The sequence below is a fragment of the Flavobacterium limi genome (genome assembly GCF_010645075.1).
Lineage (GTDB): Bacteria > Bacteroidota > Bacteroidia > Flavobacteriales > Flavobacteriaceae > Flavobacterium > Flavobacterium limi.
This window is the reverse complement of record NZ_JAADZV010000005.1, coordinates 335,867-350,118: the sequence shown is the minus strand read 5'-3', so window position 1 is coordinate 350,118 and position 14,252 is coordinate 335,867. Positions and strand designations below refer to the sequence as shown.

13 protein-coding genes are annotated in these 14,252 nt (G+C 33.3%); 11 read left to right on the top strand and 2 right to left on the bottom strand.

The genetic code is table 11. From position 1 onward, the window contains the following. Positions 1–393 (top strand): SRPBCC family protein, encoded by a 393-nt coding sequence (locus GXM16_RS12855; protein WP_163394835.1) that lies wholly within the window; start codon positions 1–3, stop codon positions 391–393. A gap of 141 nt (positions 394–534) precedes the next feature. On the opposite strand, the gene GXM16_RS12850 is transcribed toward GXM16_RS12855, so the two are convergent. Further along, on the bottom strand, positions 535–1,263 hold the full coding sequence (locus GXM16_RS12850) for a biotin--[acetyl-CoA-carboxylase] ligase (RefSeq protein WP_163394834.1): 729 nt from the start codon (positions 1,261–1,263) through the stop codon (positions 535–537). A 93-nt stretch (positions 1,264–1,356) separates the two neighbouring features. Between GXM16_RS12850 and rsfS the strand changes: the two genes are divergently transcribed. The 7 genes from rsfS (at position 1,357) to GXM16_RS12815 (ending at position 6,986) form a co-directional block, all read left to right on the top strand. Further along, the gene (gene rsfS / locus GXM16_RS12845) at positions 1,357–1,728 is read left to right on the top strand and encodes a ribosome silencing factor (protein ID WP_007809313.1); all 372 of its coding nucleotides are present in this window, start codon (positions 1,357–1,359) and stop codon (positions 1,726–1,728) included. 18 nt (positions 1,729–1,746) lie between these two features. Next, positions 1,747–3,672: an ATP-dependent zinc metalloprotease FtsH gene (gene ftsH / locus GXM16_RS12840; protein WP_163394833.1), complete on the top strand. Its 1,926-nt coding sequence runs from the start codon at positions 1,747–1,749 to the stop codon at positions 3,670–3,672. Positions 3,673–3,786: 114 nt separating this feature from the next. Continuing rightward, a complete protein-coding gene (locus GXM16_RS12835) occupies positions 3,787–4,392 on the top strand; it encodes a lactate utilization protein B/C (RefSeq protein WP_163394832.1) in 606 nt (201 codons plus the stop codon). A 1-nt stretch (position 4,393) separates the two neighbouring features. After that, positions 4,394–5,284 carry a phosphatidate cytidylyltransferase gene (locus GXM16_RS12830; RefSeq protein WP_163394831.1) on the top strand — a complete coding sequence of 297 codons (891 nt, stop codon included), beginning with the start codon at positions 4,394–4,396 and terminating at the stop codon, positions 5,282–5,284. Continuing rightward, a complete protein-coding gene (locus GXM16_RS12825; protein ID WP_163394830.1) occupies positions 5,274–5,927 on the top strand; it encodes a phosphatidylserine decarboxylase family protein in 654 nt (217 codons plus the stop codon). The genes GXM16_RS12830 and GXM16_RS12825 overlap by 11 nt, the downstream gene beginning before the upstream one ends. Beyond that, complete coding sequence (locus GXM16_RS12820; RefSeq protein ID WP_163394829.1) at positions 5,927–6,196, top strand: acyl-CoA-binding protein; 270 nt, start codon at positions 5,927–5,929, stop codon at positions 6,194–6,196. Before GXM16_RS12825 ends, GXM16_RS12820 begins: the two co-directional genes overlap by 1 nt. Positions 6,197–6,203: 7 nt before the next feature. After that, a complete protein-coding gene (locus GXM16_RS12815) occupies positions 6,204–6,986 on the top strand; it encodes a superoxide dismutase (RefSeq protein WP_163394828.1) in 783 nt (260 codons plus the stop codon). A gap of 84 nt (positions 6,987–7,070) precedes the next feature. Here GXM16_RS12815 and glmM read toward each other — a convergent pair whose 3' ends face one another. Then, a complete protein-coding gene (gene glmM / locus GXM16_RS12810) occupies positions 7,071–8,459 on the bottom strand; it encodes a phosphoglucosamine mutase (protein ID WP_163394827.1) in 1,389 nt (462 codons plus the stop codon). Positions 8,460–8,666: 207 nt separating this feature from the next. On the opposite strand from glmM, the gene GXM16_RS12805 reads away from it, so the two are divergent. The 3 genes from GXM16_RS12805 to uvrA all read left to right on the top strand — a co-directional run bounded on the left by GXM16_RS12805 (position 8,667) and on the right by uvrA (position 14,194). After that, on the top strand, positions 8,667–9,251 hold the full coding sequence (locus GXM16_RS12805; RefSeq protein WP_163394826.1) for an acyl carrier protein phosphodiesterase: 585 nt from the start codon (positions 8,667–8,669) through the stop codon (positions 9,249–9,251). Between the two features lie 203 nt (positions 9,252–9,454). Beyond that, entirely contained in the window at positions 9,455–11,239 is a 1,785-nt protein-coding gene (locus tag GXM16_RS12800) for a chloride channel protein (protein ID WP_163394825.1), read from the top strand. Between the two features lie 123 nt (positions 11,240–11,362). Then, entirely contained in the window at positions 11,363–14,194 is a 2,832-nt protein-coding gene (gene uvrA / locus GXM16_RS12795) for an excinuclease ABC subunit UvrA (protein ID WP_163394824.1), read from the top strand. The last annotated feature ends 58 nt before the right edge of the window (positions 14,195–14,252 follow it).

Below are 14,252 nucleotides of genomic sequence, written 5' to 3'. Positions count from 1 at the left end.
ATGAATTTAGAAAGTCCAAAAGTTACCGTTCAGAAGTCAGCACAGGAATTATTTGATTTACTGTCTGATGTAAAGAATTTTGAAAAATTAATGCCGGATAATATTGCTAAATTTGAAGTAACTGGCGAAGATGCTTTTATTTTTGGACTAAAAGGGATGCCTGAAATAAAACTTAAAATAAAAGACAAAATCACTCCCAGCAAAATTGTTTTGGGTGCTGCAAGTGATAAACTTCCTTTTACATTAATTTCAAATATTGACAGCCTTTCGAATTCAGAAAGCAATGTTCAGTTATTTTTTGAAGGCGAATTTAATGCAATGATGGCAATGATGGTCAAAGGACCAATTAGTAAATTTATTGAAACTTTAGCCAACAACATGAACAAACTTTAATAATAATAAGTTTTAATTGTCCATTATAAACAAAAAGTCCAATCATTCAGATTGGACTTTTTGTTTATAATAATATTTCATGCATCAATCTGTCATTTCGATTCTGTTTACAAACAGTAGATTAAAACTTAAGATTTATAACTAATAAAGCATTTGAATTTCCTTTATTTCAAATTCAGCAACAGAATCATCTTCAAGCAAAACCTGAAGTTTTCCAACCGGAGAAACCCCCTTAATAATTCCCATGAAATTTTTATCGTGAAGATTATTAAATGGCATTGGAACTCCCTTTCGAAATAAGGAATTGAAATATTCTTCCCAAAAGAAAGCAGAATTAGTTTCCCAGACTTCAATTCTTTCCTTCATTTTTTCAATAATTAAAAAAGGCAGTGAATCTTTATCAAATTCCCTGTTACAAATTACTTTTAATGAAGAAGCATGAGGCAAATGTTCGAAATTTTCCTGATTAACATTCAGACCTAATCCAACTACTGACATTATTCTGCCATCACTTTTAATCGTATTTTCGATAAGTATGCCACCAATTTTTTTATTATATGACATAATGTCGTTTGGCCATTTTATACTTAAATTGGGAACGGATAATGATTTTAGTGCTTCAAGTACAGCCAAAGAAACCACAACACTCATATTAAAAACTTTCTCAATATCACACAAAAAATCCTTAACCAAAACACTCATAATTAAGTTTTTACCTGACTCCGACTCCCATTTAGCCCCCATCTGTCCTTTCCCTTTAGTCTGATTTTCAGCCGTTACCATTGTAAAATTATTCAGTTCATCCTGACTTGATAATGCCTTAAGAAAATCGTTTGTTGAATCTATGGCATCGAGTTTGATTAGTTTCATTTAAGTAATTTAAATAACTTCATTTAATATTTTGTTAAGGTTCAAAAATAATCACAAATTTTGGTAACTTTACAAATTCATATAAAATAATTCATGGCGAAAAAGACTATTAATAATGACGTTCTATTGGCGAACATAATCAAAGGAATTGAAGAAGTAAAAGGAAATGATATCGATATTCTTGACTTAAGAGAAATAGACACGGCAGTTTGTGACTATTTTGTAATTTGCAACGGAAGCTCAAATACCCAGGTTAACGCCATTGTAAACTCAATTCAAAAAACAGTATCTAAAGACTTAAAAGATAAACCCTGGCACGTAGAAGGAACCGATAATGCAGAATGGGTCCTTATGGATTACGTGCACATCGTGGTACATGTTTTTCAAAAGCACATTCGTGAATACTACAATATTGAAAGCCTTTGGGGTGACGCCAAAATAACTACAATCGAAAACAAATACTAAAAGAAACTTTCTCAACTAATGGCTAAAGATAATAATCCAAATCCAGGTAAATTTAAGATAAGTCCCTGGTTAATATACACCGCTATACTTCTTGTTTTTTTGTTTATAAGTTTTGCAACAGGAGGCTCTAATTTGAGTGAACCGGCTCAGTTAAAATCGTCTGACATTGACAATATGTTAGCAAAAGGGCAAATTAAAAATGTCATAATTTTCAACAATAAAGATGCTGAAATTTATCTTTCTGATACAGCATTAAAAGATCCTGCGAATAAAAAAGTAGCTAAAGACATGTTTGACAGACCAAATAAAGGTCCTCATTACACAACTAAATTTGGTGATTTAAAATCTTTTCAGGAAAAACTTGACAAGGCTAAAGCTGAAAAAAAATTAGTTGATTATGATTTCAAAGAAGCAAGCAACTGGAGTGATATTTTAGTTAGTCTATTGCCAATCATCATCATCATTGGTGTATGGATTTTCATAATGCGTAAAATGTCTGGCGGAGGCGCTGGTGGAGGCGGACAAATTTTCAACATCGGAAAATCTAAAGCTAAACTTTTTGATGAAAAAACAGATATTAAAACAACCTTCAAAGATGTTGCAGGTTTAGAAGGTGCTAAAGAAGAAATTCAGGAAATTGTAGAATTCCTGAAAAACCCTGAAAAATATACAAATCTGGGAGGAAAAATTCCGAAAGGAGCTTTACTTGTAGGACCTCCGGGAACAGGTAAAACATTGCTTGCAAAAGCTGTTGCCGGTGAAGCACAAGTACCTTTCTTTTCATTATCAGGCTCTGATTTTGTTGAGATGTTCGTAGGAGTTGGTGCATCACGTGTACGTGACTTATTCAAACAGGCAAAAGAAAAATCTCCAGCCATCATTTTCATAGATGAAATTGATGCTGTTGGTAGAGCAAGAGGAAAAAGCAATATGTCTGGCGGAAATGACGAAAGAGAAAATACCTTGAACCAATTACTGACAGAAATGGATGGTTTTGGTACAAACTCTAACGTAATTGTTCTAGCCGCAACCAACAGAGCTGATGTTCTTGATAAAGCTTTAATGCGTGCAGGGCGTTTTGACAGACAAATTTTTGTTGACTTACCGGACATTCGTGAAAGAGCTGAAATTTTTCAGGTACACTTAAAACCTATTAAAAAAGTCGAGGGTCTTGATTTAGATTTCCTTGCAAAACAAACTCCGGGATTCTCAGGTGCTGATATTGCAAATGTTTGTAATGAAGCTGCTTTAATTGCCGCACGTAACAACAAGGCTGCGGTTGACAGACAAGATTTCTTAGATGCAGTTGACAGAATCATCGGTGGTCTTGAAAAGAAAAACAAAATTATTACTCCAGATGAGAAAAGAGCAATTGCTATACATGAAGCCGGGCATGCTACTGTCAGCTGGATGCTAGAGCATGCTGCTCCATTAATTAAAGTAACCATTGTCCCTCGTGGCCAAAGTTTAGGAGCTGCATGGTATTTACCCGAAGAAAGACAAATCGTAAGAACAGATCAAATGTTAGATGAAATGTGTGCTACAATGGGGGGAAGAGCTGCTGAAAAAGTAACTTTTAACAGGATTTCAACCGGTGCACTAAGCGATTTGGAAAAAGTTACACGTCAGGCTCGTGCCATGGTAACAATTTATGGCTTGAATGATAAAATTGGAAACGTGACTTATTACGATTCAACAGGACAAAGTGAATATAATTTCTCTAAACCATATTCTGATGAAACGGCAAAAATTATTGATGCCGAAATCTCAGAATTAATTGAAGGACAATATCAAAGAGCTATTCAAATTTTAGAAGAGAACAAAGACAAATTAAATCAGCTTGCTGATATATTGATTGAAAAAGAAGTTATTTTTAAAGATGATTTAGAAACAATATTTGGAAAACGCACTTTTGACAAAAATTTGGGGGAAGTAGTTTCATAAATTTTCAACGAAATATTTAATATTTTTTAAAATCTTAATTCAAAAGCCTCTTTTGAATTAAGATTTTTTTATCTTTGAACGTTTTCAATTAACATGTAAAGTATTTCATATAAAATGAGTTTTTTCAAAAAAATATTTGGTTCTGCCAATACTTCATCTGACGAAGAAAATGAAAGTGAATACGGAAACAATCCTGCTCCAAACAGTCATTTATCCATAGATGAACAATTCATTTTTAATTTTAAAAAGAATGGAGGTAAATTTTTGTATTGCGAAAACAAACAGGAAGTTGAAGAACAATTTGAAAATATTTTAGAAGAAAATGACTGGTTTGAAAATGAGGTTTTATGCTATGAACCTGCTCTTTTTCATTTATTAGAAGAAAACAAATTACTATACATTTCTCCTAGAACCCCAAAATTTTTATTGGCATCCTGTGAAAATCTTATTGCTGATGAAGGATCTATTTTATTTTCGTCAAAACAAATCAGACAAGACAAACCAAATGAGTTACCAACTAATATTGTCATAATAGCAACTACCAGCCAGATACTGCCTATGAAAAGTGATGGTCTAAGTGCTATTAAAAGAAAATATGAAAGAGATTACCCTACGAATATTACCACAATAAAATATTTCGAAAAAGCAAAAGAAGAAGATTTTACTCAATACGGAAGTGTTGCAAAAAATTTATACTTATTGCTCTTAGAGGACCTTTAAGATGAATGAAACACTCAAGAGAACCATTTCTGGTGCTGTTTATATTGCTTTACTATTAACTTCTATTTTGTTTTCTACCGAAAGCTTTATTATTCTTTTTGGCATTTTTCTAATTATTACCATTTATGAATTTTCCAATTTAGTTAATCTTAATAAAGTATTTTCAATTCTTTTTGGCATTTTATTATACTCCGGAATTACACTGCTAAGTCACTATAACAAACAGACTACTTTATTTTTGGAAGGTTTATTTAATTCAAAATTGAATTTGAGTACTAATATCCAACAGTTAGATCTAATACTACTAGCCGTCACTATCGTCATCTCAATAAAATGTATTTTATTTTTATTTTACGACAGTGCTCAGAAAGTAAGTATTTCATCAAAGTATCTTTATTTACTAGGATATATTACTTTACCTTTTATTTTTATCATTAAAATTTCTTTTGGCACCAATGACTATAATCCAAAAATTATCATCGGACTATTTATTTTGATCTGGACTAATGATACATTTGCTTATTTAGTTGGAAAATCAATTGGAAAACATAAATTATTTGAACGAATTTCCCCAAAAAAAACTGTTGAAGGTTTTCTTGGCGGCGTTATTTTTGCTGCTTTTGCAGGTTTTTTGATTTCAAAATTATACATTCAGCCCAATCCTGACTTCAGCAACAAATCCATTCTAATCTGGACGATTATTGCTTTAATTGCCAGCATTTTTGGAACAATTGGTGATTTAATCGAATCTAAATTTAAGAGAATTGCAGGCGTAAAAGACAGTGGAGCCATAATGCCGGGACATGGAGGTATTTTAGATCGATTAGATAGTGTTATATTTGTAGCACCAGTTATATTTTTATTTTATCAAATTTTATATTATGTTTCATAAAGAAGGAGGCCCATCGATTTTATTAGGTACTGTGTTTGCAGTTGCCGTACTTTTAATTGCTGACAAATTCATTGATATTACATGGCTAAGAATGCTTGTGCAGATTTTTGGCGTAATAATTTTGATTATTATCTTACAGTTTTTCAGAAACCCGAAAAGAATTGCGATCAGAAACAGTGATCACATTCTCGCTCCGGTCGATGGAAAAGTTGTGGTTATTGAAGAAGTTTATGAAGGTGAGTTTTTTAAAGATAAACGTTTGCAGGTTTCTATTTTTATGTCGCCTATTAACGTACACGTAACTCGTTATGCAATGGATGGTATTATAAAATTTAGTAAATATCACCCTGGTAAATTTTTAGTAGCATGGCATCCAAAAGCAAGTGAAGAAAACGAAAAGACTACTGTTGTAATTGAAAACGAAACGTTTGGACAAATACTTTACAGACAAATTGCCGGTGCGTTGGCACGCAGGATTGTAAATTATGCTAAGGAAGGAACTCAGGTTATTCAGGGAACAGATGCTGGTTTCATTAAATTTGGTTCAAGAGTAGATTTATTTTTACCTTTAGGTACACCAATAGATGTAGTTTTAGGGCAAAAAGCAATTGGAGGCAAAACTATCATCGCTACAAAAGCTTAATGAGTAAAAAAGATTTAGATATTCGTTTTTCGGAGGCTGTAGAAACCGCTATGAAAATGACACAGGCTTCACTGCCGCAAGATGTGCAGTTAAGACTTTATGCCTATTATAAACAGGCTACGTTTGGTACGGCAGTATATAATCAATCTGAAAATTTTGGTTTGCGTGATGCATTCAAAACAAATGCATGGATGCAAATCAGCCATATATCTATTGAGGAAGCAAAAGAGAATTACATTGAAATAATCAACTCCCTAACATCAAAATAATTAAATTATGAAAAAAAACATTGTCAGTTTTACTTTCACAGCTTCATTACTGATGTTATTTTCCTGTAATGATAATAATAAGTTAACTGAAGTTGTTGAAGTACCTTTACCAACAAAAGAAGAAAAAATCACGATTGGCAATCCAGCTGATGTAAAAGCTGACGATGGTTCATTTGCTTTAACAAAATTACCTTTTGGTTATGATGCTCTAGCTCCAGCAATAAGATCTCTGACTTTAGAAACCCATTATTCTAAACATTATTTATCCTATACTAATAATTTAAATAAAGAAATTGCTTCAACAGAATTTGAAAATGCCTCTATAGAAGATATCCTGAAAAAAATGGATATGAACAACGCTAAACTTCGTCAAAATGCAGGCGGTTATTACAATCATACTCTTTATTTTGATATTTTGACACCAAAAGAGCAAATCCCTAAAGACACTTTAGCTGGTTCTGTAAATAAAGAGTTTGGCTCTTTTAATAATCTTACAACTCAATTTAAAAATGAGGCAACTAAGCAATTTGGTTCAGGATGGGTCTGGCTCGTAGTAGACAGAGCAGGGAAATTACAAATTACAACTACCGAAAATCAGGATAACCCTTTAATGAAAAATGCATTGATTCCTGGAACCCCAATTTTAGCAATAGATTTATGGGAACACGCTTATTATCTGGATTATCAAAACAGAAAAGGAAGCTATATAGATGCTTTTTACAAATTAATCAATTGGGAAAAGGTCAATGAAAATTACAAAACGGCCTTAACCAAGGTTAAAAAGTATTAAAAAATTCAATTATAAAATAAAAAAAGGTTTGATGAAAACAATAATTTCATTAAACCTTTTTTTATTGAATTCATATTGCAAAACTTAAATACCTGCAATAATTTTTATTTCATCAATTATACGAAGTGCCAAAACATCTGCTTTTTGTTGTGAAGAAGCTTCCGTATAAATACGTATAATAGGCTCTGTATTTGATTTCCTTAAATGAACCCATTCCTCTGCAAAATCAATTTTAACACCATCAATTGTTGCAATATCTTCGTTTTTATATTTATCAGTCATAGCAACTAAAATCGCATCAACATCTATTTGCGGGGTGAGTTCAATTTTATTTTTGCTCATATAATATTCAGGATATGAAGCACGTAATGCAGAAACCGACATCTTTTTATTTGCCAGATGCGTTAAAAATAACGCCACACCAACCAAACTATCTCGTCCGTAGTGTGATTCCGGATATATAATTCCACCATTACCTTCTCCTCCTATTATGGCATTATTTTTCTTCATTAATTCCACTACATTCACCTCACCTACTGCACTTGCTTCATAATTTCCATTATGTGCTTTTGTTACATCGCGCAATGCTCTCGACGATGACATATTAGAAACTGTATTTCCCGGCGTTTTACTTAAAACATAATCTGCACAAGCCACTAATGTATATTCTTCTCCAAACATTTCTCCATCTTCACTAATAAATGCTAAGCGGTCAACATCCGGATCTACAACAATCCCTAAATGAGCATTTTCTTTTACAACTAATTCCGAAATATCTGTTAAATGCTCTTTTAATGGTTCAGGATTATGAGGAAAGTGTCCGTTTGGTTCACAGTATAACTTTACAACTTCAACACCCATTTGTTCTAAAAGTTTTGGAATAACAACTCCGCCAGAAGAATTTACACCATCGACAACTACTTTAAATTTCGCATCTTTTACTGCCTGAACATCCACCAATGGCAAGTTTAAAACTTCATCAATATGAATATCCATATAAGCATCATTTACTGTAATTTCTCCTAAATTATCTACATCTGAGAAATCGAAAGCTTCAGCTTCTGCAATTTCAAGAATTTTTGCACCCTCAGCTCCGCTTAAAAACTCACCTTTTTGATTCAACAACTTCAATGCATTCCACTGCTTCGGATTATGAGAAGCTGTAAGAATAATTCCTCCGTCTGCTTTTTCCAATGGTACAGCAATCTCTACAGTTGGTGTTGTAGAAAGTCCAAGGTCAATTACATTAATTCCTAAACCTATCAACGTATTTACAACCAGATTATGGATCATTGGCCCTGAAATTCTGGCATCACGGCCAATTACAATCGTTAATTTTTCTTTTTGAGTATTATTTTTAAGGAAAGTTCCGTAAGCCGATGCAAATTTTACAGCATCAACCGGAGTCAGGTTATCTCCTACTTTCCCACCGATTGTCCCTCTTATTCCTGAAATCGATTTTATTAAAGTCATTTTTGTGAGTTATGGTTATTTATTACAAATATAAAAAAGTTGCTGAGTTACTGAGATAATGAAGTAATAAGATTTTAAAATAATCGTTGAATATTTATGATGCACCTCTGTCATTTTTTAACAAAAATCATTTAAAAAGTTTTTTATACATTTACACATGTAATCATAGTTGTGTGAATTCACTAAAATTAATAATACCACAAAACAATGAATTTCCTTGCACATATATATCTTTCAGGCGAAAACGATTTAATCAAAATAGGTAATTTCATGGCGGATGGTATTCGTGGAAAACAATTTGAGCATTTTCCTGATGATGTTCAAAAAGGAATTATTTTACATCGTTTTATAGATACCTATACTGATTCGCATGATAGTTTCAGGCAAAGTACCAAACGATTACACGAAAAATACCATCATTATGCCGGAGTGATTGTAGATATAGTATACGATCATTTTTTAGCCAAAAACTGGACAAAATATTCAGATGAAAAATTAGAAGATTTCATCAATCGTTTTTACAATTCATTACATGATAATTATTCTATACTAACTGAAAAAACTCAGGACTTAATGCCTTATATGATCGAAAGAAACTGGCTTTTGAGTTACCAGACAGTAGAGGGAATTCATCAGATTCTAACTCAAATGGACAAAAGGTCGAAAAACATGTCCAGAATGCAATTTGCTACTGAAGAATTAAAACAATATTATAAAGATTTTGAAGAAGAGTTTACTACTTTCTTTGAAGAAATTCAATACCACTCCAAACAAAAATTACTTTCATTATAAATGAAATAAAAATTTTATAAGCCAATATTTGTCTGTTATAGACACAATTACAATATCTGGTATCTAATTTTTACGTATAACTGCACACCAAAATCCCAACGACAGTTTTCTTTTTAATTTTTATAAAGATTTGCACTTAAATTTTATACAGATTTAAATGTTAAGAGTTAAATTTGTAACATCGTTAATTTTTCACAGACAGAATGCTTAAAAAATATTTTAGAAAATTAGAAAGTATTATTGCTTTAGCCCAGTCTTTGATGACACCAAAGCAGTTTATTTTTTTATCAAGTGTTCTGATTGGCATCTCATGCTCCTTGGCAGTAATTGTATTAAAAACTTTTGCACATAGCGTTTTTTCATTCGCAAATTATATCACAGGAATTCTAAAATGGAGCTTTATTTCCAGTATTCTGCCAATTATTGGGATAGTATTAACCGTTTTTGTTGTAAATAGAATACTGAACGGAAGTATTGAAAAAGGAACTTCGCAAATATTATATGCAGTTGCCAAAAAAGCGGGAATTATTCCAAAAAAACAAATGTATGCACAAATTATAACAAGTTCATTAACTGTAGGTTTAGGAGGTTCCGCAGGTCTTGAAAGTCCAATTGTGATTACGGGGGCAGCATTTGGATCAAACTTTGCACAAAATTATAAATTAGCATACAAAGACAGAACACTTCTTATTGGCTGTGGTGTAGCAGCGGGAATTGCAGCAGCTTTTAACGCACCCATTGCAGGAGTTCTTTTTGCTATTGAAGTCCTATTAGTAGATGTAAGTATTTCAGCCTTCACTCCTATTATGATTTCAGCAGCCACAGGAGCTTTAGTCTCTGCAATTGTATTAGATGAATCCATCCTTTTATCCTTCAAAAAACAGGAAGCTTTTAATTATCATAACATCCCTTTTTATGTGCTTCTAGGAATATTAACAGGATTCATGGCGGTTTATTACGCCAGGAATTTTCAAAGAGTAGAGCATTATTTTTCGAAATTGAAAATGGATCCATACAAAAAAGCCTTTTTGGGATCATCACTCCTGGCTTTGCTTATTTTAATTTTCCCTACTCTTTTTGGTGAGGGCTATGAAAGTATCAGGACTTTATCTGAAACTGATCCGGGAAAACTGTTAGAAAACACCTTATTTGAGGACTTTAGAAATAGTCAATGGATTTTACTGCTTTTTATTGGATGTACAATGATGATAAAAGTTTTTGCTTCCGGACTTACCATTGGGAGCGGTGGAAACGGAGGGAATTTCGCACCTTCCCTGTTCTTAGGTTCTTACTTAGGTTATTTCTTTTCAAAATTTATAACTCTGATTGGCTTATCAAAATTACCAATTACAAATTTTACAATGGTTGGAATGGCAGGTATTTTGAGCGGCCTATTTCATGCACCGCTAACCGCTATATTCTTAATTGCAGAGATTACAGGCGGTTACAGCTTAATGATTCCGCTGATGATTGTATCTTCAATAAGTTTTGCTATTTCGAAGCGTTTTGAAAGATATTCGCTTGATGTTAAAAATTTGGCTATAAAAGGTCATGCCTTTACCAGCAATAAAGATTCTAATATCCTGTCAACCTTAGATATTGATACGATCATTCAATCCGATTACTTAACTGTTCACCCGGATGAAAATTTAAGCAAATTAGTAGATCTTATTTCACATTCAAACCAGGTCGTATTTGCAGTTGTAAATAACGAAAAAGATTTGTTGGGTATTGTACATTTTAATGATATCCGGGAAATCATTTTTAATGCTTACCGGGTAAAATATACTCAGATTAAAGACGTCATGAAGGAACCTCCGGCAACCATTTATTCGTTTGACAGCATGGAAACTGTAATGAGGAAGTTTGAAAGATCGAAATCAGCTTTTCTTCCCGTTATCCGAAATGATAAATATTATGGTTTTATTTCGAAATCTATAGCACTTGAAGCCTACCGAATGAAACTGCGCTCTATGACTATTGAATAATTTTAATATTTAAAATAAACATAATTCAGTTTAGCATTTTTGTTACAATTTTTAACATAAACTTCTGCCACATAGCCCAAAAAGAACAAATCAAAGTGGTAACTTTGCGTTTTGCTCAAATTTATGCTAGATAAAGACAATACTATTGAAGTTCTTGGTGCAAGAGTTCATAATCTTAAGAATATAGACATTTCAATTCCCAGAGAAAAACTTGTAGTGATTACAGGACTTTCGGGCTCAGGGAAATCTTCTTTGGCATTTGATACCATTTATGCTGAAGGCCAGCGTCGTTATGTTGAAACTTTTTCAGCTTATGCAAGACAGTTTCTTGGTGGTTTGGAACGCCCTGATGTGGATAAAATTGACGGCCTTTCACCAGTTATTGCAATTGAACAAAAAACAACCAGTAAAAGTCCGCGTTCAACAGTTGGAACGATTACTGAAATATATGACTTCCTTAGACTTTTATACGCACGTGGTGCTGATGCATACAGTTACAACACCGGTGAGAAGATGGTTTCCTATTCTGATGAACAAATTAAGGACTTAATTATTCAGGATTATAACGGAAAAAGAATCAATATTCTGGCTCCGGTTATTAAAGCCCGAAAAGGACATTATGCTGAACTTTTTCAGCAAATCACCAAACAGGGATTTTTAAAAGTTCGTGTAAATAGTGAAATTCAGGATTTGGTTGCCGGAATGAAACTGGATCGTTACAAGACTCATGATATAGAAATTGTTGTCGATCGAATGGTAATTGAAGATAATCCTGACACTCAAAAAAGACTATCAGAAAGCATTAATACCGCAATGCACCATGGTGAAGATGTATTGATGATTTTAGATCAGGATTCAAATGAAGTCCGTTATTTCAGCCGAAATTTAATGTGCCCTACAACCGGAATATCCTATCAAAATCCGGAACCAAATTTATTTTCGTTTAACTCACCAAAAGGTGCGTGTCCGCATTGTAACGGATTGGGAACCGTACACGAAATCAACGTTAAAAAGATTATCCCGAATCCTAAATTATCAATTAAAAGTGGCGGTTTTGCTCCTCTTGGTGAATACAAATCTTCATGGATTTTCAAGCAATTGGAAACCATTGGAGAAAAATTCGGATTTAAAATCACGGATTCGATTGAAAAAATACCTGAAGAAGCCTTAAATATGATTCTTCATGGAGGAAAAGACAAATTTACCATCAACTCAAAAGATCTTGGTGTTACGAGAGAATATAAAATTGATTTTGAAGGTATTTCTAATTTCATTAAAAATCAATATGACGAAAGCGCTACTACAAGCATAAAACGCTGGGCAAAAGATTTTATGGACGAAATTGACTGCCCTGTCTGCGATGGGTCACGTCTTAAAAAAGAAGCTTTATTTTTCAGGGTAAATGAGAAAAATATCACCGAATTATGTGATATGGACATTTCTGATTTAACTTCCTGGTTTCTGGATTTAGAAAATCATTTGACTGACAAACAGCTTTTAATTGCTTCTGAAGTTGTAAAAGAAATCAAAGACCGTTTGAACTTTTTAATGAATGTAGGTTTGAATTATCTGGCTTTAAGCCGAAGTTCAAAATCACTTTCGGGTGGTGAAGCACAGCGTATTCGTCTGGCAACGCAAATTGGTTCGCAATTGGTTGGTGTTTTATATATTTTGGATGAGCCTAGTATTGGTCTTCACCAAAGAGACAACGAAAAACTGATTCAATCCCTTGAGCAATTGCGTGATATTGGAAATTCGGTTATCGTGGTGGAACATGACAAAGACATGATTGAAACTGCTGATTATGTTATTGATATTGGTCCTAAAGCAGGAAAATACGGAGGACAAATCATCAGTACCGGGACGCCAAAAGAAACATTGGCTTCAAATACAATTACTGCTCAATATCTGAATGGTAAAATGAAGCTGGAAATCCCAAAAGAAAGAAGAAAAGGAAATGGAAAATTCTTAAAACTAACCGGAGCAACGGGAAATAATCTCAAGAACGTTTCGATTGAGATCCCTTTAGGTCAGTTAATTTGCGTAACCGGAGTTTCAGGAAGCGGTAAATCGACCTTAATCAATGAGACGCTCTACCCAGTTTTGAATGCTTATTATTTCAATGGAGTAAAAAAACCTCAGCCTTATAAAAAGATTGAAGGCTTAGAACATATAGACAAAGTGATTGATATTGATCAGAGTCCGATTGGCCGTACACCACGTTCGAATCCTGCAACTTATACAGAAGTTTTTACAGAAATCAGAAACCTTTTTACAATGACTTCTGAAAGTATGATTCGTGGTTACAAAGCCGGACGTTTTAGTTTTAATGTAAAAGGCGGACGCTGTGAAACCTGTGAAGGCTCTGGTGTCAGAACAATTGAAATGAACTTTTTACCTGACGTTTATGTAGAATGTGAAACTTGCCAGGGAAAACGTTTCAACAGAGAAACCTTAGAAATCAGATACAAAGGAAAGTCAATTTCTGACGTTCTGGATATGACTGTTGACGAAGCGGTTCCGTTTTTTGAAAATATTCCAAAAATCTACAGAAAAGTAAAAACAATTCAGGATGTTGGTTTAGGCTATATTACCCTTGGCCAACAAAGCACAACACTTTCCGGCGGTGAAGCACAGCGTATTAAACTGGCAGGAGAATTATCTAAAAAAGATACCGGAAATACTTTTTATATTCTGGATGAACCAACAACTGGACTGCATTTTGAAGACATTCGTGTTTTGATGGAAGTAATCAATAAACTGGTTGACAAAGGAAACACCATTCTGGTTATTGAACACAACATGGATGTAATCAAACTTGCCGATTACATCATAGACATTGGACCGGAAGGTGGAAAAGGCGGCGGACAATTGGTTGCCAAAGGAACTCCTGAAGAAGTCGCCCAAAACAAAAAAAGCTATACAGCCAAATTTTTGAAAAAGGAATTGGTTTAAAAAACATATACAAATAAAAAACGGTAGCAAATTGAATCTGCTACCGTTTTTTTATTAT